Raw genomic sequence first — 26,546 nt, forward strand, 5'->3', positions numbered from 1 at the left:
CCGTCAGTCCTGGCTGTTCTCGGGCATGTGGCGCGACAGCCAGACACTCTGGGCGACGATGAACACCAGCATCATCCCCATGCTGCCGAACAGCTTGAAGTTGACCCAGGTCTCGGTCGAGAACTGGTAGGCCACGTACAGGTTCAGCACGCCCATGGCGGCAAAGAAGCCGGCCCAGGCGGCGTTCAGCCGCGCCCACACCGGGTCGGGCAGGGTCACCTGTTTTTCCATCATGGCGCGGATCAGGTTCTTGCGCCAGCCGATCACCGAGCCCAGCAGCGCCACCGCGAACATCCAGTAGAGCACGGTCGGCTTCCACTTGATGAAGGTCTCGTTGTGCAGCACCAGCGTGGCGCCGCCGAACACCGCGATGATCAGCAGGCTGACCCACTGCATCGGCTCGACCTTGCGGTGGCGGAACCAGACCCAGCCGATCTGCAGCACCGTGGCGCCAATGGCCACGGCGGTGGCGGTGTAGATGTCAGCCAGCTTGAAGGCGGCAAAAAACAGGATGACCGGGAACAGGTCGAACAGGAATTTCATGCGGTACCAGGTTGTGTCCGGCGTGCTTGCCGGAGCGTTCAGCGCTGCGGGTCGCGCCGGGGTTTGTCGCCGCTGCCGGCGGCGTGGGCATCATCCGCCGCACGCTGTGCCGGGTCGCGATCATCGAATTTTAGCGCAGCCGAGTTGATGCAATAGCGCAGACCGGTCGGGGCGGGGCCATCTTCGAAGACATGGCCCAGATGGCTGCCGCATTCCTTGCAGCGTACCTCTACCCGCGTCATGCCGTGGCTGTGGTCGACGTGCTCGGCAATCACCTCGCCGTTGATGGCGCGGAAATAGCTGGGCCAGCCGCAGCCGGCATCGAACTTGGTGGCGGATTCGAACAGCGGCGCGCCGCAGCCCACGCAGTGGTAGATGCCGTTGTCCCAGTGGTCCCAGTAGCGGCCGGTGAACGGGCGCTCGGTGGCGGCCTCGCGGGTCACGCGGTATTCGATGTCGGAGAGTTGTTCACGCCACTCGGCGTCGGTCTTGGTGGTGGTCATGGTTTGTCCTCGCAGGGCTTCCTCGGATGGGTTCCTCAGTTAAGGCATTGGTCGTGCGAACTGCGCGAACCTTACACCGGCTGGCGCCGGCGTGCAGGGCGCGGATCACATGGCGTCACGACGAGCAACTGACCTCCAGGCCGGACGCCCAGTCCGGCGGCAGCGCCGCGTAGTGTTCTGCCTCCGGCTGTTCGTCGAAGGGGCGCGACAGCACTGCCAGCAGCCGGTCCACTTCGGTGAAGTCCTTCTCGCCGGCGTGCCGGATCGCGGTTTCGGCCAGGTGGTTGCGCAGCACGTATTTGGGGTTGACCGCCAGCATTTCCAGTTCGCGCGCGGCATCGTGCGACTGCTCGGCGCGCAGGCGCACGCGATAGTCGGCCACCCACGTGTCAAAGGCGGCACGATCCAGGAACAGGTCGCGCACCGGCGCGTCGCGCGCGGCATCGGTGGATGAAATGCCGCACAGCTTGCGCCAGAACAGCGTGTAGTCCACGCGCTGGCCATGCAACAGCTGGAACAGGCTGGTCAGCAGTGGCTCATCGCTCTTGTCGTCGCCGCCGGCAGGCGGGCGCAGGCCCAGCTTGGCGCGGTAGTGGCGGAAGAACGCCGCGGCATAGCGCTCGCGGAACGGGTCCAGCGCCGCGCGCGCGGCTTCCACGGCGGCGTCGCGCGCGCCTTCCTTGTCGGCATCCTCCGGTGCCAGCCACAGCGGCAGCAGCGCCTGGGCCAGGCAGTGCAGGTTCCAGAACGCCACCTGCGGCTGCTGGCTGTAGGCGTAGCGGCCCTGCGTGTCGGAGTGGTTGCAGATATGGTTGGCGTCGAATGCATCGAGGAAGCCGAACGGGCCGTAGTCGATGGTCAGGCCCAGGATCGACATATTGTCGGTATTCATCACGCCATGGCAGAAGCCCACCGCCTGCCAGTGCGCGATCAGGTCGGCGGTGCGCAGCGAGACCTCCCGCAGCAGCGCCTGGTAGGGCTGGGTGTCGTCGCGGCACGCGGGCATGAAGTTGTCGATGACGAAATCCGCCAGCTTGCGCAGCGCGGCCACGTCGTCGTGCGCGGCGAAATGTTCGAAGTGCCCGAAGCGGATAAAGGTCGGCGACAGCCTGGTCACCACCGCGGCGGTCTCGATGGTCTCGCGGCGCACCGGCGCGTCCGAGCCCATGATCGACAGTGCGCGAGTGGTCGGCACGCCCAGTGCGGCCATGGCTTCGGAGCAGAGGTACTCACGGATCGACGAGCGCAGCACCGCGCGGCCATCGGCCATGCGCGAGTAGGGCGTCAGGCCCGCGCCCTTGAGCTGGATTTCCCACGGGCCGGTGGCGGTCTCGGCCTGCGCCAGGCGGATGGCACGGCCATCGCCGAGCTGGCCGGCCCACACCCCGAACTGGTGCCCGGAATATACGCTGGCGAGCGGGTCGGCCCAGTCCGGCACCTGGTTGCCGACAAAGGTCTCGATAAAGTCCTCGCGGCTGCCGATGTTGGCGTCCCAGCCGAGCAGCGCCGCCGCGGCCGGCGCCACCCCCACCAGGTAGGGTGACGGCAGCGGCGTGGGACGCAGGCGCGTAAAGAACTGCATGCCGAGTTCGGCGAAGCCGGGCGCGGTGCGAAAGGGCACGGACAGCGTGGCCGGCGTGGCTGTGTCGGAGGGCTGCGGAGCTTGTGACTGGGGCGTGTCTGGCATCGCGTAGGGGCGCCTCGGGGCGCAAGGGGCGGTGCGAATTCCGTGCGTTCGTCGATGTGCGGCGAACCGCGTAAAAGGCGGTGCAGCGCGGCATGCCGGGCGCACGAAAATGCGATGGTGGCTAGGGAAAACGACATGTTGAGGTGCAACATGCCACGCAGTATTGTACGTCCTCAACGGCACTCGACCGCTCGACCGAGTGAATGCCGCCATGCACCGCACGGTTATTTTCCTCCTTCAGTGCGCACATGAATCCGGTGCATGGGCTTTTCGCAGAATTGCGGCCCCGAATTCGATGGCAATACCGACGGCAACCCCGACGGCAATACGCAACGACAGTACGGCAGTGCACAACGAGATCGGCCGGATGCCGATTTGGTGCATGGAAACGACCGCCAAAAAATAGTACGGTTGTTCGTTTTCAGGCGAATTACACAAGACATTCAGGAGGCAGGTTCATGGCATTGATGGGTCAAATGATGAGCGCGCCGCTGCTCATTTCCTCCATCATCAAACACGCCGCGCGTTACTACGGCAGCACCGAGATCGTCTCGCGGCGCACGGAGGGCGACCTGCATCGCTATACGTACCGCGATTGCGAACTGCGCGCCCGCAAGCTGGCGCAGGCGCTGGGCGCACTGGGCGTGAAGCAGGGCGAGCGCGTCGGCACGCTGGCCTGGAACGGCTACCGCCACCTGGAGATCTACTACGGCGTGTCCGGCATGGGCGCCGTCTGCCATACCATCAACCCGCGCCTGTTCCCCGAGCAGATTGCCTATATCGTCAACCACGCGGAAGACGGCTATGTCTTCTTCGACCTGACCTTCCTGCCACTGGTGGAAGGCGTTGCGCCGCATTGCCCCAACGTCAAGGGGTGGGTGGCGATGACCGACCGCGCGCATATGCCGGCCGAATCCAAGGTGCCGCTGCTGTGCTACGAGGAGCTGATCGACGCGCAGGACGGCAACTACGAATGGCCGCAGTTCGACGAGAACCAGGCGTCGAGCCTGTGCTATACGTCGGGCACCACCGGCAATCCCAAGGGCGCGCTGTATTCGCACCGCTCGACGGTGCTGCACTCGTATGCGTCGGCACTGCCCGACGCGCTGGGCTGCTCCGCCAGCGACGTGATCCTGCCCGTGGTGCCGATGTTCCACGTCAATGCCTGGGGCCTGCCGTACTCGGTGCCGCTGGTCGGCGCCAAGCTGGTGCTGCCGGGTGCCAAGCTGGACGGGGCCTCGATCTATGAACTGTTCGAGCAGGAGAAGGTGACCTTCTCCGCCGGCGTGCCGACGGTGTGGCTCGGCCTGCTCCAGCACGTGCAGTCGAACAAGCTCAAGTTCTCCACCTTCCGCCGCACCGTGATCGGCGGCTCGGCCGCGCCGCCGGCGATGATCCGCGCGCTCGAGGCGCTGGATGTGGAAGTGATCCACGCTTGGGGCATGACCGAGATGTCGCCGCTGGGCACGTCGTGCAAGCTGCTGGCCAAGCACCAGGACCTGTCCGACGCCGACCGCCACAAGATCCAGGAAAAGCAGGGCCGCGTGATCTTCGGCGTCGACATGAAGATTGTCGATGGCGACGGCAACGAGCTGCCGTGGGACGGCAAGGCCTTCGGCGACCTGATGGTGCGCGGGCCGTGGATCATCGACCGCTACTTCCGCAACGATGCCAATCCGCTGGCCGACGGCTGGTTCCCGACTGGCGACGTCGCCACCATCGACGCCGATGGCTTCATGCAGATCACCGACCGCAGCAAGGACGTGATCAAGTCCGGCGGCGAATGGATCTCGTCGATTGATATCGAGAACGTCGCCGCTGCGCACCCCGCGGTGCATATGGCGGCCTGCATCTCAGCCTACCACCCCAAGTGGGATGAACGCCCGCTGCTGGTTGTGGTGAAGAAGCCCGGCGCCGAAGTCACCCGCGAAGAATTGCTGCAGTTCTTCGAGGGCAAGGTCGCCAAGTGGTGGATCCCGGACGACGTGGCCTTTGTCACCGAGATCCCGCTGACCGCCACCGGCAAGATGCAGAAGCTCAAGCTGCGCGAGCAGTTCAAGGACTACAAGCTGCCGACCGCCTGACGCCGGCACGCGCTTTCCGGTGCGCCATGCCTGCTTGCGGCATGGCGTGTCCGGGGCCGGCTGCAGGGCGTGGCATGGAGGACGCCGCGCAGCCAGCCAAATACGACGACAAGCCAACGACAAGAGTGAAGGAGACAGGTATGACCAAAATGCGTCCGCTGGTGGCCGGTGTGGCCGTGTTTGCCGCACTGGGTTCTGCGCTGGTTTCAGGTACCGCACTCGCGGATACGGTGAAGATCGCCTTCATTGACCCGCTATCGGGGCTGATGGCTCCCGTTGGGCAGAACCAGCTCAAGAGCTGGCAGTATGTCGCCGACATCGCCAACCAGAAGAACTGGGCCGGCGCGCACAAGTTTGAGGTGGTGGGTTTCGACAACAAGCTGTCGCCGCAGGAAAGCCTGACCATCCTCAAGCAGGCGGTCGACCAGAACATCCGCTATATCGTGCAGGGCAACGGCTCGTCGGTCGGGCTGGCGCTGCAGGACGCGGTGGCCAAGCACAACGAGCGCAACCCCGGCAAGGAGATCGTCTACCTGAACTACGCCGCGGTGGACCCGGACATGACCAATGCCAAATGCAACTACTGGCATTTCCGGCTCGACGCCAACTCGGACATGAAGATGGAGGCGCTGACCACCTTCCTGGCCAAGGACCCGAACGTCAAGAAGGTCTACCTGATCAACCAGAACTACTCGTTCGGCCACCAGGTGGCGCGCGCGGCCAAGGACTACCTGAAGCGCAAGCGCCCGGACATCCAGATCGTCGGTGAAGACCTGCACCCGCTGGCGCAGGTCAAGGACTTTGCCCCGTACGCGGCCAAGATCAAGGCCTCTGGCGCCGATACCGTGATCACCGGCAACTGGGGCAGCGACCTGGCGCTGCTGATCAAGGCGGGCAAGGATGCCGGCCTGACCACCAATTACTACACCTACTACGCCGGCACCACCGGCGTGCCCACGGCGATGGGCGCCACCGGCGCCGAGCACGTCAAGTATGTCGGCTACTACAACCCCAACAACAAGGGGTTCAAGGGAGCGGATGTCATCGAGGGCTTCAAGAAGAAGTACAACGATGACTTCTACGTGATGGCCTCCTACACCGGCATTGCCATGCTGGCCAAGGCCTTCAAGGACACCGGCTCGACCGATCCGATCAAGGTTGCCAAGGCGCTCGAGGGGATCAAGGTCGACAGCATGAACGGCACGGTCGAGATGCGCAACTCGGATCACCAGGCGCAGCAGTCGCTGGTGGTCGCCACCTGGACCAAGGTGGATGGCAAGGAAATTAAGTACGACCAGGAAAACACCGGCTACGGCTGGAAGACCAACGCGCTGATGGACCAGTACGTGTCGGCCCAGCCGACTTCCTGCCAGATGAAGCGGCCGGGCTGATCCTGTTCGTGACGGGCCGGCCACGCTGACAAAGTGGCCGCCCGATCCTGCATACTTTCGGTCTTTTTCGGTCGATACCGGGGAGCGTCCGGGGCGGGCATCCGCCCCCGGAGGGGGACGCTCACCCTCAATCCAACCGGACGGATGCCGGCATGCCCACGCATGGCGGCGCCAGCTTGAAGGACACGCTGTGGAATTCTTCGTCATCTCACTGCTGAATGGCATCAGCTACGGGCTGCTGCTGTTCATGCTGTCATCGGGCCTTACGCTGATCTTCAGCATGATGGGCGTGCTTAATTTCGCCCACGCCAGCTTCTACATGCTGGGCGCCTACTTTGCCTACACCATCGCCAGCAAGGTCGGGTTCTGGCCGGCGCTGATCTTCGCGCCGCTGCTGGTGGCGGGCGCGGGCGCGCTGGTGGAGCGCTTCGGCCTGCGCACGGTGCACAAGTACGGCCACGTGGCCGAGCTGCTGTTCACCTTCGGCCTGGCCTACCTGATGGAAGAGGGCGTCAAGCTGGTGTGGGGCCTGGCGGCGGTGCCATACCGGATTCCCGCGGAGCTGGACGGGCCGCTGTTCACGGTGTTCACCTCGTCCTTCCCCAAGTACCGCGCCTTCATGATGCTGGTGTCGCTGGGCATGCTGGTGGCGATCTACCTGGTGCTGACGCGTACCCGCATCGGGCTGGTGATCCAGGCCGCGCTGACGCACCCGGAGATGGTCGAGGCGCTGGGCCACAACGTGCCGCGCGTGTTCATGATGGTGTTTGGCGGCGGCGCCGCGCTGGCCGGGCTGGCGGGGGTGATCGGGGGCAATGCCTTTGTCACCGAGCCGTCGATGGCCGCGGCAGTCGGGTCGATCGTGTTCGTGGTGGCGGTGGTGGGCGGCATGGGATCGCTGGTGGGCGCCTTCATTGCGTCGATCCTGATCGGCGTGCTGCAGACCTTCGCGGTCACCATCGACGCCTCGCTGGCGGGCCTGATGACCAGCCTGGGGCTGGCCGTCAGCGAGGCCACGCCGTTCTATTCCTTGTGGAAGCTCACGGTGGCCCAGGTGGCGCCGGTGCTGCCGTACCTGTTGCTGGTGGTGATGCTGATCTTCCGCCCGCGTGGACTGATGGGAACCCGGGAGAGCTGACACCATGGAGCAAGCGATGCAACAACCCCGCGAGCCGGTGGTGACCGGCCGCACCCTGCGCTACAGCCCGCTGAATCTGGCGCGCTGGATCATCTGGAGCCTGACCGTGCTGGCCATGCTGGTGCTGCCGCTGATCTTCACCGGGGGCTTCGCCATCACGCTGATGTCGCAGATGGGCATCATGATCATTTTCGCGCTGTCGTACAACATGCTGCTCGGGCAGACCGGCATGCTGTCGTTCGGCCACGCGGTCTACTCCGGCCTGGGCGCGTTTATCGCCGTGCATGTGCTGAATATGGTCGGGGCGGGCAAGGTCTGGCTGCCGGTGTCGATGCTGCCGCTGGTGGGCGGCCTGGCGGGCGCCTTCTTCGGCGTGATCTTCGGCTACGTCACCACCAAGAAATCCGGCACCACCTTTGCCATGATCACCATGGGCATTGGCGAGATGGTGTTCGCCAGCTCGCTGATGTTCCCGGAGTTCTTCGGCGGCGAGGGCGGCATCTCCACCAACCGCGTGGTCGGTGACCCGTTCCTGGGCATCACCTTCGGGCCGGGGCGCCAGGTGTACTACCTGATCGCGGCGTGGTGCCTGCTGTCGATGGTGGCGATGTACGCCTGGACGCAGACGCCGCTGGGCCGCATCGCCAACGCCGTGCGCGACAACCCCGAGCGGGTCGAGTTCATCGGCTACAACACCCAGCGCGTGCGCTACCTGGTGCTGATCCTGTCGGCATTCTTCGCGGGTATCGCGGGGGCCCTGGGCGCCATCAACTTCGAGATCGTCTCGGCCGAGAATGTCAGCGCGGTGCGCTCCGGCGGCGTGCTGCTGGCGGTGTTCATCGGCGGCGCGGGCGTGTTCTTCGGGCCCATCATCGGCGCGGTGGTGTTCGTGCTGTTCGCGGTGGCGCTGTCGGACCTGACCAAGGCCTGGCTGCTGTACCTGGGCCTGTTCTTCGTGTTGATGGTGATGTTCGTGCCGGGCGGGCTGGCCAGCCTGCTGCTGATGCAGATGCCGCTGCTGGGCAAGGGCAAGCTGGGCCCCATGCTGCCGTCCTACGCGCGTGCCGGCGGCGCCGGCGTGGTGCTGCTGCTGGCCATGATCCTGACGGTCGAGCTGGTCTACAAGGTTCAGGTCGATAGCGCCAACGGCACCGCGATGTCGCTGTTTGGCGTCGGCTTCGATGCCGCAACCTGGACGCCATGGCTGGTGGCGGCGGTGCTGTGGGCGGCTGGCCTGTTCGCGTGGCGCCTGGCGGCGGCGCGGGTGCGCGGTGCGTGGGACAAGGTACAGATGGAAATCGCAGGAGGCAGGGCATGACAGTGGCACTGGAACTGACCGATGTACGCAAGAAGTTCGGCCAGACGGAGATCATCCGCGGCGTGAACCTGAGCATCCCGAAGGGTGAGCGCCATGCGCTGATCGGGCCGAACGGGGCGGGCAAGTCGACCACCTTCAACCTGATCTCGGGGCGCTTTGCGCCGACCAGCGGCACGGTGCGCCTGAACGGCGCGGAGATCGGCGGGCTGCAGCCCTTCGTGATCAACCGCATGGGGCTGTCGCGCAGCTTCCAGATCACCAACATCTTCCATCGGCTGTCGGTGTTCGAGAACCTGCGCTGCGCGGTGCTGTGGTCGCTCGGCTACAAGTATTCGTTCTGGCACCGGCTCAAGGGCCTGCGCGACACGCGCGAGCGCGCGGAGGAGGTGCTGGAACTGATTGGCATGCAGCACCGCCGCGACAGCCAGGCGGGCCTGCTGACCTATGCCGAGCAGCGTGCGCTGGAGATCGGCATCACCATCGCCGGCGGTGCCGAGGTGATCCTGCTGGACGAGCCCACCGCGGGCATGAGCCGCTCCGAGTCCGATCACGCGGTCGAACTGATCCGCAAGGTTACCGTCGGCAAGACGCTGGTGATGGTGGAGCACGACATGAGCGTGGTGTTCGGCCTGGCCGACCGCATCTCCGTGCTGGTCTACGGCGAAGTGATCGCCACGGATACCCCGCAAGCCATCCGCAATAACCGCAAGGTCAAGGAAGCCTACCTGGGCACCACCCTCGACGAGGAAGCCACCGAAGGAGCGCACTGATGGGCAAGCGCATGCTGAACGTCCAGGGCCTGCACGCCTACTACGGCAAGAGCCATATTCTCCACGGCGTGGACGCGCATATCGACGAAGGCGAGATCGTCGCGCTGCTGGGCCGCAACGGGGTGGGGCGCTCGACCATGGCCAAGGCCGTCCTCGGCATGGTCAAGGCCGAGGGCTCGGTGCGGTTTCGCGACGAAGAGATCCTGGGGCGGCGTACCTTCGAAATCGCGCACCTCGGGATTGGCTATGTGCCGGAGAACCGCGACATCTTTCCGACCCTGACGGTGCGGCAGAATTTGCTGCTGGGGGAGAAGCGCAACCCACGGCAGGCCAAGCCGCGCTGGACCGTCGAGGACATGTTCAACATGTTCCCGCGGCTGAAGGAGCGCGAGAACACCTCGGCCGGCGTGCTCTCCGGCGGCGAGCAGCAGATGCTGACGCTGTGCCGCACGCTGATGGGCGACCCCGACCTGGTGTTGATCGACGAACCGACCGAAGGGCTGGCGCCGATGATCGTGGCCTTGGTCGGGGACTACCTGAAGACGCTGAAGGAGCGGGGTATTTCCGTGCTGCTGATCGAGCAGAAGCTGGCGATCGCGCTGGACATTTCCCAGCGCGTCTACGTGATGGGACACGGGCACATCGTGTTCGAAGGCACGCCCGCGGAGCTGAAGGCCAACTCGCAGGTGAGAAAGGAGTGGCTGGAGGTCTGATCCGGCGCTTACCATGGATTTGCGCCGGGTCTGCATCGACCCGGCGCCAAGGCCCAGCCGCGCCCTGCGGCACAGCTTCAGCCGGGCTGAAATATCAGAAGAATCAATAGCTTGTCAGCGCCCTGGCGGTGACGGGAAAGCAACGCCGGGCGGACGCTCCCGCACGCGCCATGCCCGCCGGTAGCGCGAAGTAGACTAGTCAACTAGCTGCCGTGCACCATCAAAAAGTGGCTATATTGTCACGCAAAATTGATATATGCAGCCATTTCTGCCGTTTCATGCATTGTATTCGACACTTTTTATAGTTGAATGCGAATGATTCGTGTTTGTGTTTTGATTTGTATCAATCTATAATCGCCCGCCGTTATGGATGACATGAATCAAAGCTTTCGCGCTGCCTGAACTTGTCTTCATGACCATGAATAGATCGAGTCAAGAAAACTACAAAGGGAAGGTAGATCGTGAAACAACAACAGGACACGTTCCGGCTGAATCCGCTGGCCGGGGCGCTCGCCGGCGCCATGGCAGTGTTTGCCATGCAGGGCGCTGCGGCGCAGGAGAGCCAGCCTGCCGCCGTGGCCGGTGCCGGCACCAAGCCCGTGACGCTGCAGAGCGTGACGGTGACTGGGGCGAAGGAGGACGGCTACAAGGTGGATGAGGCCCAGTCGGCCAAGTTCACCGCGCCGCTGCTGGATACCCCCAAGTCCGTCACCGTGGTGCCGGCACAGGTGGTACAGCAGACTGGTTCCAACTCGCTGCAGGACGCGCTGCGCACCACGCCGGGCATCACCTTCGGCGCCGGCGAAGGCGGCAACCCGATCGGCGACCGTCCGTTTATCCGCGGCTTCGACTCGATGTCGAGCATCTATGTCGACGGCGTGCGCGACACCGCTTCGCAGACACGCGACACCTTCAATATCGAAAGCATCGAAGTCATCAAGGGCCCGAGCTCGGCCTTTGGCGGCAAGGGCTCGGCCGGCGGCATGATCAACATCGTGTCGAAGCTGCCGACCAGTGAGAACTTCGCGCAGGGCTCGGTGGGCGTGGGCACGGACTCTTATTTCCGCGCCACGGCTGACGGCAACTACGTGCTCAACGACAATACTGCCGTGCGCCTGAATGCGCTGGGGTATACCGCCAACGTGCCCGGCCGCAACGAGGTCGACCAGAACTCCTGGGGCTTCGCGCCGTCCGTGACCTTTGGCCTGAATTCGCCCACGCAGGTCACGCTGTCGTACTACCACCTGCAGGGCAACGGCATGCCGGACTACAGCATCCCGTATTCCCGTCCTGCCAGCCAGTCGACCAAGGCCAGTCCGTCGCAGCCGGCCAGTGTCGACCGCAACAATTTCTACGGCCTGACCGACCGCGATTTCCAGAAGACGCAGTCCGATATCGCCACGGCCACGGTCAAGCATGACTTCCGCAACGGCCTGGTGTTCAGCAACACCAGCCGCTGGGGCCGCGCCAGCAACAACTACATCGTCACCAACCCTGACGACAGCAAGGGCAACGTGCCGCGCGGCTTTGTCTGGCGCAATACCAAGAGCCGTGATTCGGCGACCGAGACGCTGACCAACCAGACCGACCTGAGCGCCAAGTTCGACACCGGCAGCCTCAAGCACACCGTGCTGTTCGGCTTTGAGTTCAGCCGCGACGATACCAGTAACACCCCATATAACGTGGTCTCGGCCAACCCCGCGGCGGCCGCGGGGATCTGCAATGCGTCGCTGGTGGCCAGCTTCGACTGCGCGCCGCTGGCCAACCCGAACCCGAACGACCCGTGGCGCGGCAGCATCACCAAGATGCCCGTCACCACCACCACGACCACCAACACGCAGTCGGTCTACCTGTTCGACACGGTGGAGATCACCAAGCAGTGGCTGGTCAACGGCGGCGTCCGCTACGACAACTACGACACGCACTCGTTCGCCAACGCGTACAGCAACCCGAACACTGGCGCAGCCGTGGCGCAGCTGGATGTCCGCAACAAGTCGCACTTCTTCAACTACCAGGCGGGCGTGGTCTACAAGCCGGTCGAGTACGGCAGCATCTATGTGTCGTACGGTACTTCGTCGACGCCGCCGGGCTCAACCAATGGCGACGGGGCGGACAACATTACCCTGGCGCAGCGCAACCTGGAGCCGGAAACCTCACGTTCGGTGGAAATTGGCACCAAGTGGGACCTGCTGGCTCGCCGTCTGTCACTGACCGGTGCGATCTTCCAGATCGAGAAGAACAACGCGCGGGTCGCGGTTGATGCCAACACCACGATCAATGCCGGTAAGCAGCGCGTGAAGGGCTTCGAACTGGGCTTCGCCGGCAGCCTGACCGACAAGTGGGGCGTGTTCGGCGGCTATACCTACCTGAACAGCGAGCTGATCGACAACGGTCCGCAGGCAGTCAACGCGGCCAACAACGGCAACCAGTTCCCCAATACGCCGAAGAACAGCTTCAGCCTGTGGACCACCTACCAGGTGCTGCCGGCGCTGACTTTGGGCGCGGGTGCGTACTATGTCGACAAGGTCTATGCCAACCCGGCCAACTCGCTGTATGTGCCGTCGTACTGGCGCTTTGACCTGATGGGCGCCTACAAGGTGAACAAGAACCTGTCGCTGCAGCTCAATATCCAGAACCTGTTCGACAAGACGTACTACACCAAGGCGCACAACCACTACGGCGCGCTGGGGGCGGGGCGCTTTGGCATGCTGACGGCGAACTTCAGGTTCTGAGGGGTACTGCGGCCGGAGTTCGGCAACCTCGGCCTGCGCAATCTGTGTGCCCCCTCTCCCGCTTGCGGGAGAGGGGGGTGAGGGCGGGGCGCCCCTACGAAGTCATGCCAGTGCCTGCCCTCACCCCCTGCCCCTCTCCCGCAAGCGGGAGAGGGGAGTGAACCGGCGGTTTCGGCAAGTCAAACGGCATATCGTCGTAATCAATCAGCCGTGACTTCTTTACGGCCCGGTACCCCCACCACAGCGCCAGGAACGCCGGCACGCCGATATAGGTCGCCACGATCTCCGGCCACCGGTTCGGAATATCCGCAAACGCCTGGTAGTTCTGCCCGGCCACGATCACCACGCACAGCATCACGGTAAAGATGGGGCCGAAGGGATAGAGCGGCGAGCGGTACGCCAGCATGCCTACGTCATAGCCCTGGTGCACCAGCCCGCGACGGAAGCGGTAATGGCTGATGGCAATGCCCAGCCAGGCAAAGAAGCCGGTCATGGCCGAAGTGTTGAGCAGCCACAGGTAGGCCGCCTTGTTCCCGAACAGCGAACTGAAGAAACACAGCGCGCCCACGGCGGTGGTGGCCAGCAGCGCATTGAATGGCACGCCGCTCACGGTCAGCTTGCCGAACGCGCGCGGCGCGCGGCCGCTGACGGCCAGGCCGTAGAGGATCCGGGTCGACACGTACATGCTGGAGGTGCCGGCCGAGAGCAGCGCGGTCAGCACCACCGCGTTCATCAGCCCCGCGGCAAAGGCCAGGCCGGCGTGGCGGAACACCAGTGCGAACGGGCTCACGCCCACGTCGGTGACGTCGTTGCGCAGCAGGCTGGGATCGGTATAGGGAATCAGCACCCCGATGATCAGGATCGCGATCACATAGAACAGCAGGATGCGCCAGAAGGTCTGCCGGATCGCGCGCGGGATGGTCCTGGCCGGGTTCTCCGCTTCGCCGGCGGCCACGCCCACCGTTTCCGTGCCCTGGAAGGAGAAGCCCGCGATCATCGCCACGCCGATCATGGCCGGGATGCCGCCGACAAAGGGCGCGTCGCCCATGGTGAAGTTGCGCCAGCCCGACTGCGGGCCACCTTTCATGATGCCGAAGATCATTAACAGGCCCACGCCCAGGAACACGATCACGGTCACCACCTTGATCAGCGCGAACCAGTACTCGGCCTCGCCGAAGCCGCGCACCGAGAACGCATTGAGCCCGAACATCAGCAGCAGGAACGCGGCGCTCCAGACCACGCCGGGCATTTCGGGGAACCAGTACTGCATCACCAGCTGCGCCGCGGTCAGTTCCACGGCGATGGTCACCGCCAGGCTGAACCAGTAGTTCCAGCCCAGCGCGAAGCCGAAGCCTTCGTCGACATAGAGCGCGCTGTAGGTGACAAAGGAGCCGGCCACTGGCATATGCACCGCCAGCTCGCCCAGGCTGGTCATCAGGCAATAGACCATCAGGCCGAGCAGCATGTACATCAGCAGCGCGCCGCCGGGGCCGGCCTGCGCGATCGAGGCGCCCGAGGCCACGAACAGCCCGGTGCCGACCGCGCCGCCGATGGCAATCATGGTCAGGTGGCGGGCCTTGAGCTTGCGCTTGAGGTGGTCGTGCTCGACTACCGGGTGCTGGTGCTCGTGAGCGTGGGAATGTGAGGGGGAAGACATCAGGGTCGCTGGACCTTCCGCCGATCCGCATCTTGTGGAACCCGGACGGCAAAAAACGAAAAGCCGCGAGTCTACCGTGTCGGCCCGCGCGATTTGTCCGTGTCGGTCAAATAAAGTCCGATACTGATTTAGAGGCGGCACTCAGTCGCACTCTGAAAGTGCTCTATCAGGCACGTCATGGCGATTTGGCGCTGGGTTAGGTGCCCCCTCCATGCATCGCGATCAGGGGCGGCATTCGCGCCGCGCATGTCGCCGGAATAGTCCGAAAATTGAAATTGAACGACCGTGCTATTTTGTGTATGCTTGTTTCGCCCAAGCGCCGGAAGGCGTTGCGGGACGCGGGAAAGCGGCAGGTCGGGCGGAGGGTTTACCCGCCCATGACAGTCACCTCCCGCAGCAGTCGCCGGCCGCCGCTGGCCGCGCCTTGCAGTAAAAAATGAATTCGAGAATTCGAATCCCGAGACAACTTTTGACACCAAAGGAACCAGCATGACAGCGCAGTATCAGGTTCAGGACGGCGTAGCCGTCATCACGCTCGACAATCCCCCTGTCAACGGCCTGGGTCACAGCACCCGGCTTGGCATCGTCGAAGGCATGACCCGTGCGCTGGACGATGCCGCCGTCAAGGCCATCGTCATCACCGGCGCTGGCAAGGCTTTCTCGGGCGGCGCCGACATCCGTGAATTCAATACGCCCAAGGCCATGCAGGAGCCGACGCTGCACTCGGTGATCCGCGTGCTGGAAGGCTCCTCCAAGCCGGTGGTGGCCGCCGTGCACTCGGTCGCCATGGGTGGCGGCCTGGAACTGGCGCTGGGCTGTAACTACCGCGTGGCGTCCAAGGGCGCGCAGATCGCGCTGCCGGAAGTGAAGCTGGGCCTGCTGCCCGGCGCCGGCGGCACGCAGCGCCTGCCGCGCGTGATCGGCCTGGAGGCCGCGGCAAACATGATTGTGTCGGGCACCCCCGTGCTGTCCGAGAAGTTCGCCGGCACCAAGCTGTTCGACGAGATCGTCGACGGTGACGTGCTGCCCGCGGCGGTCAAGTTCGCGCAGAACGTCGGTGCCGCCGCCGGCCCGCACCCCAAGGTGCGCGACCTGAAGGTGCGCCACGAGAACCCCGAAGGCTACCTGGGCTTTGCCCGCAACACGGTGGCCGCGATGGCAAAGAACTTCCCGGCGCCGCTGAAGTGCCTGGAAGCGGTGGCCGGCTCGCTCAAGCCGTTCGAGCAAGGCCTCAAGGAAGAGCGCGAGGGCTTCTTGTTCCTGGTGACCACGCCGGAATCGCGCGCGCTGCGCCACGCCTTCTTCGGCGAGCGTGCCGCCAGCAAGATCCCCGACGTGCCCGAAGGCACGCCGACCCGCAAGATCGAGAAGGTCGCCGTGATCGGCGCCGGCACCATGGGTGGCGGCATCAGCATGAACTTCCTGAACGCGGGCATCCCGGTCACCATCCTGGAAACCAAGCAGGAAGCGCTGGACCGCGGCGTGGCCACGATCCGCAAGAACTACGAGAACAGCGCCAAGAAGGGCAAGCTGACGCAGGAGAAGGTCGAGCAGCGCATGGGCCTGCTGAGCACCACGCTGTCCTATGACGACCTCAAGGACGCCGACCTGATCATCGAGGCCGTGTTCGAGGAAATGGGCGTCAAGGAGACCGTGTTCAAGAAGCTGGATGAAGTCGCCAAGCAAGGCGCGATCCTGGCCTCGAACACCTCCACGCTGGACGTCAACAAGATCGCCTCGTTCACCAAGCGTCCGCAGGACGTGGTCGGCATGCACTTCTTCAGCCCGGCCAACGTGATGAAGCTGCTGGAAGTGGTGCGCGGCGAGAAGACCGGCAAAGACGTGCTGGCCACGGTCATGCAGATCGGCAAGAAGATCAAGAAGACCGCGGTGGTGTCGGGCGTGTGCGACGGCTTTATCGGCAACCGCATGATCGAGCAGTACAGCCGCCAGGCAGGCTACCTGCTGGACGAAGGCGCGCTGCCGGAACAGGTGGACAAGGCCATCGAGAAGTTCGGCTTTGCCATGGGCCCGTTCCGCATGGGCGACCTGGCCGGCAACGACATCGGCTGGGCCATCCGCAAGCGCCGCGCGGTGGACAAGCCGGACATCCAGTACTCGAAGACCGCCGACCTGCTGTGCGAGATGGGCCGCTTCGGCCAGAAGACCGGCGCGGGCTGGTACGACTACAAGGCGGGCGACCGCAAGCCGTACCCGAACCAGCAGGTCAACGACATGATCGTGCAGCATTCGAAGGACCTGGGTATCACGCGCCGCAAGATTTCTGACGAAGAGATCGTCGAGCGCCTGGTGTTCGCGCTGGTCAACGAAGGCGCCAAGATCCTGGAAGAAGGCATTGCTTCCAAGGCCTCGGATATCGACATGGTGTACCTGACCGGCTACGGCTTCCCGCTCTTCCGCGGCGGCCCGATGCTGTACGCGGACCAGGTCGGCCTGTACAACGTGGCGCTGTCGATGAAGCGCTATGCCAAGGGCTACCACGGTGAAGCCTGGCAGGTCGCGCCGCTGCTGCAGAAGCTGGCGGACGAAGGCAAGGGCTTTAACGGTTAATACAGCCACACGGTTCAGCCTGGAGCTGAGATGAACACCACTATCGGACCGGACGATTGCCTGCTGGTGATCGACGTGCAGAACGACTTCATGCCGGGCGGCGCGCTTGCCGTGCCCCACGGCGATGAGGTGGTGCCCGTCATCAACCGGCTGGCGCGTGCGTTCGGTCATGTGGTGCTGACACAGGACTGGCATCCCGTCAGCCACGTCTCGTTCGCGGCCAACCATGCGGGCACGCAGCCGTTCCAGACGCTGACGCTGCCGTATGGCGAGCAGGTGCTGTGGCCGGTGCATTGCGTGCAGGACACGCCCGGCGCTGCGCTGCATGCGGGCCTGCACGTGCCGCATGCGCGGCTGGTGATCCGCAAGGGCCATCACGCCGATGTGGACAGCTACTCCGCCTTCCTGGAGGCGGACCGCGCCACGCGCACCGGGCTAGCCGGCTACTTGCGCGAGCATGGCGTCAAGCGCGTGTTCTGCGCCGGGCTGGCGACGGACTACTGCGTGGCCTGGAGCGCGCTCGATGCGCGCGCCGCGGGCTTTGCCGGCGCGGTGATCGAGGATGCCTGCCGCGCCATCGACCTGGAAGGGTCGCTGGCCAGGGCATGGCAGGACCTCGGCGCCGCCGGCGTTGCGCGCGTCACGTCCGCTGAACTGCTCAAGGGCCAGGGCTGAACCGAACCACCGAACTGAACGACACAAGAGATTCCGAGGAGCAAGACATGAACGAAGCAGTCATCGTATCCACCGCGCGGACCCCCCTGGCCAAGAGCTGGAAGGGCGCCTTCAACATGACCCACGGCGCCACGCTGGGCGGCCATGCCGTCCAGCACGCCATTGCCCGCGCCAAGATCGAGGCCGCCGAAGTGGAAGACGTGCTGATGGGCTGCGCCAATCCGGAAGGTGCCACCGGCGCCAACATCGCGCGCCAGATCGCACTGCGCGCCGGCTGCCCGGTCACCGTGCCCGGCGCCACCGTCAACCGCTTCTGCTCGTCTGGCCTGCAGACCATTGCCATGGCCGCCCAGCGCGTGATCGCCGATGAGGGCGACATCTTCGTCGCCGGCGGCGTGGAGAGCATCTCGTGCGTGCAGCAGGAGATGAACCGCCATATGGTCCAGGAAAGCTGGCTGCTGAAGAACAAGCCGGAAATCTACTGGAACATGCTGCAGACCGCCGAGAACGTGGCCAAGCGCTACAACATCTCGAAGGAGCGCCAGGATGAGTACGGCGTGCGCAGCCAGCAACGCGCCGCCGCCGGGCAGGAAGCCGACAAGTTCAAGGACGAGATCGTGCCGATGACGGTGCTGGCGGGCGTGGCCGACAAATCGACCGGCCAGCTGGTGACGAAGGAAGTCACCATCTCCGCCGACGAAGGCATCCGCGCCGATACCACGCTGGAAGGCGTGGCCAAGATCCGCAGCGCCGTGCCGGGCGGCGTGATCACCGCCGGCAATGCCTCGCAGTTCTCGGACGGCGCTTCGGCTGCCGTGGTAATGAACGCACGCGTGGCCGAGGCCCGCGGCCTGCAGCCGCTGGGCGTGTTCCGCGGCTTTGCCGTGGCTGGCTGCGAGCCGGACGAGATGGGCATCGGCCCGGTCTTTGCCGTGCCCAAGCTGCTGAAGAAGGCTGGCCTGAAGGTCGACGACATCGGCTTGTGGGAGCTGAACGAAGCCTTCGCCGTGCAGGTGCTGTATTGCGCCGATACGCTGGGCATCCCGATGGACCGCCTGAACGTCAACGGCGGCGCCATCGCCGTGGGCCACCCCTACGGTGTGTCGGGCGCGCGCCTGGTCGGCCATGCGCTGATCGAAGGCAAGCGCCGCGGTGTGAAGTACGTGGTGGTGACCATGTGCATCGGCGGTGGGCAGGGCGCGGCTGGATTGTTCGAAGTGCTCTGAAGCAGGGCACGGTCATGGCGCTGGTCCCATGCTTTGCATGGGACCAGGCAGGGCGCGTATGCGCCTTTTTTTGACCACAGCTTTACACCCGACGCCGGTTTGCTCCCCTCTCCCATTTATGGGAGAGGGGCGGGGGAGAGGGCGGGAGTCTCCACGGAGTGAAGCGTTCCGGCGCTTGCCATACGCCGGCCCTCTCCCCCAGCCCCTCTCCCGCAGGCGGGAGAGGGGAGCAAACCGGCGGTTGGTTAGAAGGCAACAAGAATTCACGGCGCGCCACGCAGTGCGCCGCATGGAGACACCATGTCGATGATCCTTTCCCGCCGCGACCTGAACTTCGTGCTGTACGAATGGCTCAAGGTCGACGAGCTCACGCGCATCCCGCGCTATGCCGATCACTCGCGCGAGACCTTCGACGCCGCGCTGGACACCTGCGAAAAGATCGCCACCGACCTGTTCGCGCCGCACAACAAGAAGAACGACCAGCAAGAGCCGCATTTCGACGGCGAGACCGTCAGCATCATCCCCGAGGTCAGCACCGCGCTGAAAGCCTTCTGCGAGGCCGGGCTGATGGCCGCCGGCCAGGACTATGAACTGGGCGGCATGCAGCTGCCAGTGGTGGTCGAGAAGGCCGGCTTCGCCTACTTCAAGGGTGCCAACGTCGGCACCAGCTCGTACCCCTTCCTGACCATCGGCAACGCCAACCTGCTGCTGACGCACGGCACGCCCGCGCAGGTCGAGACCTTCGTCAAGCCGGAGATGGAAGGGCGCTTCTTCGGCACCATGTGCCTGTCCGAGCCGCAGGCGGGCTCTTCGCTGTCGGACATCACCACGCGCGCCGAGTACGAGGGCGAATCGCCGCTGGGCGCGCAGTACCGGCTGCGCGGCAACAAGATGTGGATCTCGGCCGGCGAGCACGAGCTGTCGGACAATATCGTCCACCTGGTGCTGGCCAAGATCCCCGGCCCGGACGGCAAGCTGATCCCGGGCGTGAAGGGCATCTCGCTCTTCATCGTGCCCAAGTACCTGGTCAACGAAGACGGCTCGCTGGGCGAGCACAACGACGTGGTGCTGGCCGGCCTGAACCACAAGATGGGCTACCGCGGCACCACCAACTGCCTGCTCAACTTCGGCGAAGGCATGAAGTACCAGCCGGGCGGCAAGGCCGGCGCGATCGGCTACCTGGTGGGCGAGCCGCACAAGGGCCTGGCCTGCATGTTCCACATGATGAACGAGGCACGCATCGGCGTGGGCCTGGGCGCGGTGATGCTGGGCTATACCGGCTACCTGCACGCGCTGGACTACGCGCGCAACCGCCCGCAAGGCCGCGCGGTCGGCCCCGGCGGCAAGGATGCGGCCAGCCCGCAGGTGAAGCTGGTCGAGCACGCCGATATCCGCCGCATGCTGCTGGCGCAGAAGAGCTATGTCGAAGGCGGCCTGGCGCTGAACCTCTATTGCGCGCGCCTGGTCGACGAGGAAGAGGCCGCGGCGGCCGCCGGCGACGAGGCCGCGCATGCGCGCCTGGCGCTGCTGCTCGACATCCTGACCCCGATCGCCAAGAGCTGGCCGTCGCAATGGTGCCTGGAGGCCAACAACCTGGCGATCCAGGTGCATGGCGGCTATGGCTACACACGCGAGTACAACGTCGAGCAGTTTTACCGCGACAACCGCCTGAACCCGATCCACGAAGGCACGCACGGCATCCAGGGCCTGGACCTGCTGGGCCGCAAGGTGGTGATGAAGGATGGCGCGGCCTTCAAGCTGCTGGGAGAGCGCGTGCAGGACACCATCGGCGGCGCGCTGGCCGCCGGCGATGCCGAGCTGTCGCAGCAGGCAGGCGCCCTCGGCGCCGCCACCAGACGCCTGGCCGAGGTCACGCAGGCGCTGTGGAGCGCGGGCGACCCCAACGTGACGCTGGCCAATGCCTCGGTCTACCTGGAGGCCTTCGGGCACGTGGTGGTGGCGTGGATCTGGCTGGAGCAGGCACTGCTGGCGCAAGCCGCGCTGCCGCGCGCGAACGGCAAGGAAGACGAGGACTTCTACCGCGGGAAGCTGGCCGCGGCGGCTTACTTCTTCCGCTGGGAGCTGCCCAAGGTCGGCCCGCAACTGGCGCTGCTTGAATCGCTCGACCGCACCACGCTCGACATGCAGGACGCGTGGTTCTGAGCGGCGCTCGCCCATCCCCGAACACTACAGAACGAAGGAAGACAATATGCGTACCATCCAGCAACTATTTGACCTGAAGGGCAAGACCGCGCTGATCACCGGCGGCTCGCGCGGGCTTGGCCTGCAGATTGCCGAGGCGCTCGGCGAGCAGGGCGCGCGCGTGGTGCTGTCGGCACGCAAGGCCGATGAGCTGCAGGCGGCGCAGGCGCACCTGAAATCGCTCGGCATCGAGGCCGACTGGATCGCCGCCGACGGCTCGCAGGAGTCGGAGATCGCGCGCCTGGCGGACGAAGCCATCGCTAAACTGGGCCACGTCGACATCCTGGTCAACAACGCCGGCGCCACCTGGGGCGCACCCGCCGAAGACCACCCGGTCGAGGCCTGGGACAAGGTAATGAACCTGAACATCCGCGGCCTGTTCCTGCTGAGCCAGCGCATCGGCAAGCTGTCGATGATCCCGCGCCGCTATGGCCGCATCATCAACGTGGCGTCGATCGCGGGCCTGGCCGGCAACCCGCCGGGCAGCATGGAGACCATTGCCTACAACACCTCCAAGGGTGCGGTGGTCAATTTCACGCGCACGCTGGCGGCCGAGTGGGGCGAGCACAACATCACCGTCAACGCGCTGGCGCCGGGCTTCTTCCCGTCAAAGATGACCAAGGGCTCGCTCGAGCGCATGGGCGTAGAGGCGATGTGCGCCGGCGTGCCGCTGCACCGCCTGGGCGACGACGAGGACCTGAAGGGCGCGGCTCTGCTGTTTGCCAGCGACGCCGGCAAGCACATCACCGGCCAGATCTTGGCGGTGGACGGCGGCGTCAGCGCGGTCTGAGCCGGGCCAGGGGCATTCCGGACATGACGCACGGCGCGGCTTGGCGGAATCCCGGATTGCCCTCAAACTTGGGGCCGGCGCGAGGCCTCGGCCTCGCCGGCACCTAATTCTCGGACTCGCAATTGCCATGAACCAGTTCAAAGGCCCCCTGACCCACATTCCCTTCCTCGCCGACCTCGGCGTGACCTGCAACCTTGCCGAAGGCGGCCGCAGCGAGATCGCGCTGCCGATCGAGAAGCGCCACCAGAACAGCTGGGACATGGCCCACGGCGGCGTGATCATGACGCTGCTCGACGTGGCCATGGCGGTGGCCGGCCGCAGCAGCGACGCGGATGGCCGGGGCGTGGTCACCATCGAGATGAAGACCAGCTTCATGACGCCGGGGCGCGGCGCGCTGACCGCGCGCGGCACCACCGTGCACCGCACCACCACCATGGTGTTCTGCGAAGGCGAGATCGTCGATGCCGACGGCAAGACCGTGGCGCGCGGCTCGGGCACCTTCAAGTACATCCGGCGCATGCCGCCGCAGCGCCCGGGTGAAACCGATACCGGTGCCGACGGCTGAGCGCCGGCACCGATGCAGCAGACGGGGCAGCGCGGCTGTCCCTCCCGACGCAGTATTCAAGCCGTTCCATATTCCTACTGAAAGGAATCGATCATGTCCAAAACGTTCAAGCGCATAGTCCTGGCCTCGCGTCCCGAAGGCGCGGTGACGCCGGCCAATTTCCGCCTGGAAGAAGTGCCCGTGCCGCAGATCGCCGACGGCCAGGTGCTGGTGCGCAACCATTACCTGTCGCTGGACCCGTACATGCGCGGCCGCATGAACGACAGCAAGTCCTATGCCGCGCCGCAGCCGCTCGATGAGGTCATGATCGGCGGCACCGTGGGCGAAGTGGTGGAAAGCAAGAACAGCAAGTTCAAGCCGGGCGACAAGGTGGTCGGCATGTTCGGATGGCAGGAGATGGGCGTCAGCGACGGCACCGGCCTGCAGCCAGTCGACACCACGCATATCCCGCTGTCGGCCTACCTAGGCTCGGTCGGCATGCCGGGCGTGACCGCCTGGTACGGCCTGAACAAGATCATCCTGCCCAAGCCGGGCAAGACCATCGCGGTCAGCGCGGCTTCCGGCGCGGTGGGCAGCGTGGTCGGGCAGCTGGCCAAGCTGGCCGGCTGCCGCGCGGTCGGCTTTGCCGGCGGCAAGGACAAGTGCGACTACGTGGTCAATGAGCTGGGCTTCGATGCCTGCATCGACTACAAGGCGGCCAAGGATCCCAAGGAGCTCTACACGATGCTCAAGGAAGCCACCCCGGACGGCATCGACGGCTATTTCGAGAATGTCGGCGGCGATATCCTGGACGCCGTGCTGACGCGCATGAACGCCTTCGGCCGCATCGCCATGTGCGGCATGATCGCGGGCTATGACGGCCAGCCGCTGCCGCTGAAGAACCCGCAGCTGATCCTGGTGTCGCGCCTGACCATCGAAGGCTTTATCGTCTCCGAGCACATGGAAGTCTGGCCGCAGGCGCTGAAGGAACTGGGCACCGCTGTCGCACAGGGCAAGCTCAAGTTCCGCGAAAGCATCGCTGAAGGCCTGGCCAGCGCGCCGGAAGCCTTTATCGGCCTGCTCAAGGGCAAGAATTTCGGCAAGCAGCTGGTCAAGCTGGTCTGATCGGCGCATGCAGGGCCGCGGCGCGCCTGCCGGGCGCGCCGCGGGCAACGGATTTCACCAAAAAAACGGAGACACCGATGAATGCCCCGCAAGCCCCGCAAATCCAGAGCGACGACGAGATCGGCGCCGGCCTGCCCGAAGAGGTCAAGGCCCGCTACCGCAACCTGCCGCGCCCGCCGCAGTTCGCCACCGCCGCCGAAGAGCGCCTGCACCGCAAGCAGCGCCTGGCCGCGGCCTTCCGGCTGTTTTCCAGGTTCGGTTTCGATGAAGGCGTGGCCGGCCATATCACCGCGCGCGACCCGGAGTTTCCCGATACCTTCTGGGTCAATCCCTTCGGCGTGCATTTCAGCCAGGTCAAGGTCTCCAACCTGATCCGCTGTGACCACCACGGCGACGTGGTCGAGGGTGACTACCCGGTCAATGCCGCGGCCTTTGCCATCCATTCGCGCGTGCACCAGACCCGCTCCGACGCGGTCGCGGCCGCGCATTCGCACAGCACCTATGGTCGCGCGTGGTCCACGCTGGGCCGCCCGCTCGATCCGCTGACGCAGGACGTGTGCGCGTTCTACCAGGACCATGCGGTCTATGACGATTTCGGCGGCGTGGTGGTGGAACTCGACGAGGGCCAGCGCATCGCCAATGCGCTGGGCCAGAACAAGGCCGCGATCCTGCAGAACCATGGCCTGCTGACGGTCGGCAAGACCGTGGACGAAGCCGCCTGGTGGTTCATCACCATGGAGCGCTCCTGCCACGTCCAGTTGCTGGCCGAAGCCGCCGCGGCGCGCACCCAGGCGCCGCTGAAGCTGATCTCCGATGCGGCCGCGCGCCAGGCCTATTCGATCGTCGGCACGGCGCAGGCGGGCTGGTTCCAGTTCCAGCCGCTCTATGCCCGCATCGTCAAGGAACAGCCGGACCTGCTGGACTGAATTCGCACGGCACCCGCTGGCAAACATGGAGGTGGACCGCATGGCTGACATCATTCTTCACCAGTACGCAACTTCGCCATTCTCCGAGAAGGTCCGCCTGCTGCTGGGCGCCAAGGGACTGGCGTGGCAGGCGGTGGAAATCCCCGCCATCCTGCCCAAGCCTGACCTGCTGGCGCTGACCGGCGGCTACCGCCGCACGCCGGTGATGCAGGTCGGTGCCGATATCTACTGCGATACCGCGCTGATCTGCGAGGTGCTGGACGCGCTGGCGCCCACGCCGGCGCTGTATCCGCCGGCCCAGGCCGCGGTGGCGCGGGTCGCGGCAGCCTGGTTCGATGCGGCGCTGTTCACGGCGTCGGTGACCTATGTGTTCCAGCCAGCCGGCGTTGCCAGCATGCTGGGCCACCTGTCGCCGGCGCAGGTCCAGGCCTTTAGCGCCGACCGCAAGGCCATGCGCGGCGACACCAATGCGCTGCGCATGCCGTTGGCCGAAGCCACCGCGCTGCTGCATGAAACGTTCGGTCAACTGGAAACGCAGTTCGCGGCCGGGATCGAGCATGTGGCCGGGCCGGCGCTGTCGGTTGCCGACTTCTCGCTGTACCACAACCTATGGTTTATCCGCCGCGCCGGCGCGCTGGCGCAGCTGCTGGAGGCTTACCCGCGCCTGCAGGCCTGGTATGCGCGCATGAACACCTTCGGCCATGGGCGGCCGCGCGTGATCGACAGCGAGGACGCGCTCGGCGCCGCGCGCAGTGCCGATCCGGTCGTGCTGGATGAGGGTGTCATCGCCGATGCCGGCCTGCAGGCCGGCGACCCCGTCACCGTCACGCCCACCGACTATGCGCGCGACCCTGTGGCCGGCGTGCTGCTGTCGCTAACCGCGCGCCGCGTCACGCTGCGCCGCCAGGACCCGCGCGCCGGTGCGCTCAATGTGCATTTCCCGCGGCAGGGCTACCAGGTGCAGCGCGCCGCCTGAGCGCGCGCACGGCACACGGCCCGTCGTTCCCCAAACGAATCACGCAACAGGACAGACGATATGAAGGATTTCTCCAACAAGGTGGCTGTCATTACCGGCGGTGCCTCGGGTTTCGGCAAGGAGTTTGCCCACATTGCCGCCGACATCGGCATGAAGCTGGTGCTGGCGGATGTGCAGGAAGACGCGCTGGACGCGACCGTAGCGGAATTCAAGGCACGCAATGTGCCGGTGATCGGGCTGCGCACGGACGTCTCGCGTGCCGACCAGGTGCAGGCGCTGGCCGATGCTGCCATCGAGGCCTTTGGCCAGGTCAACCTGCTGTTCAATAACGCCGGCGTGGGCGCGGGCGGCCTGATCTGGGAGAACTCCGAGAAGGACTGGGAGTGGGTGCTGGGCGTCAACCTGTACGGTGTGGTGCACGGCGTGCGTATCTTCACGCCGCTGATGCTGGCCGCGGCAGGGAAGGATCCGGCCTACCAGGGCCATATCGTCAACACGGCGTCGATGGCGGGCTTGCTGAACCCGCCGGCAATGGGCGTGTACAACGTGTCCAAGCACGCGGTGGTGGCTTTGACTGAAACCCTATACCAGGACCTGGGCCTGGTGACGGAGCAGGTGCGCTGCTCGGTGCTGTGCCCGTACTTCGTGCCGACCGGCATCAACCAGTCCCAGCGCAACCGGCCCGCCGACCTGGCCAACCAGGCGCCGCCGACGCGCTCGCAGCTGGTGTCGCAGGCCTTGTCGGACAAGGCCGTCGGCTCCGGCAAGGTGACCGCCGCCGAGGTCGCGCAGCTGACCTTCGATGCCATCCGCGACGAAAGCTTCTATATTTATTCCCACCCCCAGGCGCTCGCCCCCGTGCGCCAACGCTTCGAGGATATCGTCGGGCAGCGCAATCCCGGCGATCCGTTTGCCGACAAGCCCGAGGTCCGCGCGGGCCTCGTTGCCGCGTTGCGCGGCTGACGCCAGCACAAC

General features: G+C 65.4%; 21 protein-coding genes. 17 read left to right on the forward strand and 4 right to left on the reverse strand.

All coding sequences use genetic code 11. The features are described from left to right. Window positions 1-3 precede the first annotated feature (3 nt). The 3 genes from KB879_RS07820 to KB879_RS07830 form a co-directional block, all read right to left on the reverse strand. A complete protein-coding gene (locus KB879_RS07820; RefSeq protein WP_013956524.1) occupies window positions 4-543 on the reverse strand; it encodes a septation protein A in 540 nt (179 codons plus the stop codon). Window positions 544-581: 38 nt separating this feature from the next. Then, a complete protein-coding gene (gene msrB / locus KB879_RS07825) occupies window positions 582-1,046 on the reverse strand; it encodes a peptide-methionine (R)-S-oxide reductase MsrB (protein ID WP_153954832.1) in 465 nt (154 codons plus the stop codon). 115 nt (window positions 1,047-1,161) lie between these two features. After that, on the reverse strand, window positions 1,162-2,733 hold the full coding sequence (locus tag KB879_RS07830; RefSeq protein WP_153954831.1) for a YdiU family protein: 1,572 nt from the start codon (window positions 2,731-2,733) through the stop codon (window positions 1,162-1,164). Window positions 2,734-3,191: 458 nt separating this feature from the next. Here KB879_RS07830 and KB879_RS07835 point away from each other — a divergent pair, with 458 nt between their 5' ends. From KB879_RS07835 to KB879_RS07865, 7 genes are all read left to right on the forward strand, one after another. Then, window positions 3,192-4,817, forward strand: a complete 1,626-nt coding sequence (locus KB879_RS07835; protein ID WP_013956528.1) for a 3-(methylthio)propionyl-CoA ligase — start codon at window positions 3,192-3,194, stop codon at window positions 4,815-4,817. A 140-nt stretch (window positions 4,818-4,957) separates the two neighbouring features. Then, window positions 4,958-6,208 (forward strand): branched-chain amino acid ABC transporter substrate-binding protein, encoded by a 1,251-nt coding sequence (locus tag KB879_RS07840; protein WP_013956529.1) that lies wholly within the window; start codon window positions 4,958-4,960, stop codon window positions 6,206-6,208. Between the two features lie 190 nt (window positions 6,209-6,398). Then, entirely contained in the window at window positions 6,399-7,346 is a 948-nt protein-coding gene (locus KB879_RS07845) for a branched-chain amino acid ABC transporter permease (protein WP_010810051.1), read from the forward strand. A gap of 4 nt (window positions 7,347-7,350) precedes the next feature. Beyond that, window positions 7,351-8,664: a branched-chain amino acid ABC transporter permease gene (locus KB879_RS07850; protein ID WP_013956530.1), complete on the forward strand. Its 1,314-nt coding sequence runs from the start codon at window positions 7,351-7,353 to the stop codon at window positions 8,662-8,664. Continuing rightward, on the forward strand, window positions 8,661-9,434 hold the full coding sequence (locus KB879_RS07855) for an ABC transporter ATP-binding protein (RefSeq protein ID WP_211980986.1): 774 nt from the start codon (window positions 8,661-8,663) through the stop codon (window positions 9,432-9,434). The genes KB879_RS07850 and KB879_RS07855 overlap by 4 nt, the downstream gene beginning before the upstream one ends. Next, window positions 9,434-10,147 (forward strand): ABC transporter ATP-binding protein, encoded by a 714-nt coding sequence (locus tag KB879_RS07860; protein ID WP_153954830.1) that lies wholly within the window; start codon window positions 9,434-9,436, stop codon window positions 10,145-10,147. Before KB879_RS07855 ends, KB879_RS07860 begins: the two co-directional genes overlap by 1 nt. 521 nt (window positions 10,148-10,668) lie before the next feature. Then, window positions 10,669-12,879 (forward strand): TonB-dependent siderophore receptor, encoded by a 2,211-nt coding sequence (locus KB879_RS07865; protein ID WP_153954841.1) that lies wholly within the window; start codon window positions 10,669-10,671, stop codon window positions 12,877-12,879. 94 nt (window positions 12,880-12,973) lie between these two features. On the opposite strand, the gene KB879_RS07870 is transcribed toward KB879_RS07865, so the two are convergent. After that, on the reverse strand, window positions 12,974-14,536 hold the full coding sequence (locus tag KB879_RS07870; protein WP_211980988.1) for an amino acid permease: 1,563 nt from the start codon (window positions 14,534-14,536) through the stop codon (window positions 12,974-12,976). A 489-nt stretch (window positions 14,537-15,025) separates the two neighbouring features. Between KB879_RS07870 and KB879_RS07875 the strand changes: the two genes are divergently transcribed. The 10 genes from KB879_RS07875 to KB879_RS07920 all read left to right on the forward strand — a co-directional run bounded on the left by KB879_RS07875 (window position 15,026) and on the right by KB879_RS07920 (window position 26,534). After that, complete coding sequence (locus KB879_RS07875) at window positions 15,026-17,107, forward strand: 3-hydroxyacyl-CoA dehydrogenase NAD-binding domain-containing protein (RefSeq protein ID WP_153954828.1); 2,082 nt, start codon at window positions 15,026-15,028, stop codon at window positions 17,105-17,107. Window positions 17,108-17,137: 30 nt separating this feature from the next. Next, complete coding sequence (gene pncA, locus KB879_RS07880; protein WP_211980989.1) at window positions 17,138-17,782, forward strand: bifunctional nicotinamidase/pyrazinamidase; 645 nt, start codon at window positions 17,138-17,140, stop codon at window positions 17,780-17,782. 47 nt (window positions 17,783-17,829) lie between these two features. Further along, complete coding sequence (locus KB879_RS07885) at window positions 17,830-19,008, forward strand: acetyl-CoA C-acyltransferase (RefSeq protein WP_013956537.1); 1,179 nt, start codon at window positions 17,830-17,832, stop codon at window positions 19,006-19,008. Between the two features lie 300 nt (window positions 19,009-19,308). Then, complete coding sequence (locus tag KB879_RS07890; RefSeq protein WP_153954827.1) at window positions 19,309-21,171, forward strand: acyl-CoA dehydrogenase; 1,863 nt, start codon at window positions 19,309-19,311, stop codon at window positions 21,169-21,171. A 46-nt stretch (window positions 21,172-21,217) separates the two neighbouring features. After that, on the forward strand, window positions 21,218-22,000 hold the full coding sequence (locus KB879_RS07895; protein ID WP_013956539.1) for an SDR family oxidoreductase: 783 nt from the start codon (window positions 21,218-21,220) through the stop codon (window positions 21,998-22,000). A gap of 127 nt (window positions 22,001-22,127) precedes the next feature. Beyond that, window positions 22,128-22,565 (forward strand): PaaI family thioesterase, encoded by a 438-nt coding sequence (locus tag KB879_RS07900; protein ID WP_013956540.1) that lies wholly within the window; start codon window positions 22,128-22,130, stop codon window positions 22,563-22,565. A gap of 93 nt (window positions 22,566-22,658) precedes the next feature. After that, window positions 22,659-23,669 (forward strand): NADP-dependent oxidoreductase, encoded by a 1,011-nt coding sequence (locus tag KB879_RS07905; RefSeq protein WP_013956541.1) that lies wholly within the window; start codon window positions 22,659-22,661, stop codon window positions 23,667-23,669. A 77-nt stretch (window positions 23,670-23,746) separates the two neighbouring features. After that, window positions 23,747-24,595, forward strand: a complete 849-nt coding sequence (locus tag KB879_RS07910) for a class II aldolase/adducin family protein (RefSeq protein ID WP_153954826.1) — start codon at window positions 23,747-23,749, stop codon at window positions 24,593-24,595. A 40-nt stretch (window positions 24,596-24,635) separates the two neighbouring features. Continuing rightward, a complete protein-coding gene (locus KB879_RS07915; protein ID WP_153954825.1) occupies window positions 24,636-25,571 on the forward strand; it encodes a glutathione S-transferase family protein in 936 nt (311 codons plus the stop codon). Between the two features lie 60 nt (window positions 25,572-25,631). Then, the gene (locus tag KB879_RS07920; RefSeq protein WP_013956544.1) at window positions 25,632-26,534 is read left to right on the forward strand and encodes an SDR family oxidoreductase; all 903 of its coding nucleotides are present in this window, start codon (window positions 25,632-25,634) and stop codon (window positions 26,532-26,534) included. The last annotated feature ends 12 nt before the right edge of the window (window positions 26,535-26,546 follow it).

Source organism: Cupriavidus sp. KK10 (genome assembly GCF_018223725.1).
Classification (GTDB): domain Bacteria; phylum Pseudomonadota; class Gammaproteobacteria; order Burkholderiales; family Burkholderiaceae; genus Cupriavidus; species Cupriavidus necator.

Coding starts and splice junctions, on each gene's coding strand:
- KB879_RS07820 (WP_013956524.1), bottom strand. CDS start 543: ATGAAATTCCTGTTCGACCTGTTCCCGGTCATCCTGTTTTTTGCCGCC.
- msrB (WP_153954832.1), bottom strand. CDS start 1,046: ATGACCACCACCAAGACCGACGCCGAGTGGCGTGAACAACTCTCCGAC.
- KB879_RS07830 (WP_153954831.1), bottom strand. CDS start 2,733: ATGCCAGACACGCCCCAGTCACAAGCTCCGCAGCCCTCCGACACAGCC.
- KB879_RS07835 (WP_013956528.1), top strand. CDS start 3,192: ATGGCATTGATGGGTCAAATGATGAGCGCGCCGCTGCTCATTTCCTCC.
- KB879_RS07840 (WP_013956529.1), top strand. CDS start 4,958: ATGACCAAAATGCGTCCGCTGGTGGCCGGTGTGGCCGTGTTTGCCGCA.
- KB879_RS07850 (WP_013956530.1), top strand. CDS start 7,351: ATGGAGCAAGCGATGCAACAACCCCGCGAGCCGGTGGTGACCGGCCGC.
- KB879_RS07855 (WP_211980986.1), top strand. CDS start 8,661: ATGACAGTGGCACTGGAACTGACCGATGTACGCAAGAAGTTCGGCCAG.
- KB879_RS07860 (WP_153954830.1), top strand. CDS start 9,434: ATGGGCAAGCGCATGCTGAACGTCCAGGGCCTGCACGCCTACTACGGC.
- KB879_RS07865 (WP_153954841.1), top strand. CDS start 10,669: ATGGCAGTGTTTGCCATGCAGGGCGCTGCGGCGCAGGAGAGCCAGCCT.
- KB879_RS07870 (WP_211980988.1), bottom strand. CDS start 14,536: ATGTCTTCCCCCTCACATTCCCACGCTCACGAGCACCAGCACCCGGTA.
- KB879_RS07875 (WP_153954828.1), top strand. CDS start 15,026: ATGACAGCGCAGTATCAGGTTCAGGACGGCGTAGCCGTCATCACGCTC.
- pncA (WP_211980989.1), top strand. CDS start 17,138: ATGAACACCACTATCGGACCGGACGATTGCCTGCTGGTGATCGACGTG.
- KB879_RS07885 (WP_013956537.1), top strand. CDS start 17,830: ATGAACGAAGCAGTCATCGTATCCACCGCGCGGACCCCCCTGGCCAAG.
- KB879_RS07890 (WP_153954827.1), top strand. CDS start 19,309: ATGTCGATGATCCTTTCCCGCCGCGACCTGAACTTCGTGCTGTACGAA.
- KB879_RS07895 (WP_013956539.1), top strand. CDS start 21,218: ATGCGTACCATCCAGCAACTATTTGACCTGAAGGGCAAGACCGCGCTG.
- KB879_RS07900 (WP_013956540.1), top strand. CDS start 22,128: ATGAACCAGTTCAAAGGCCCCCTGACCCACATTCCCTTCCTCGCCGAC.
- KB879_RS07905 (WP_013956541.1), top strand. CDS start 22,659: ATGTCCAAAACGTTCAAGCGCATAGTCCTGGCCTCGCGTCCCGAAGGC.
- KB879_RS07910 (WP_153954826.1), top strand. CDS start 23,747: ATGAATGCCCCGCAAGCCCCGCAAATCCAGAGCGACGACGAGATCGGC.
- KB879_RS07915 (WP_153954825.1), top strand. CDS start 24,636: ATGGCTGACATCATTCTTCACCAGTACGCAACTTCGCCATTCTCCGAG.
- KB879_RS07920 (WP_013956544.1), top strand. CDS start 25,632: ATGAAGGATTTCTCCAACAAGGTGGCTGTCATTACCGGCGGTGCCTCG.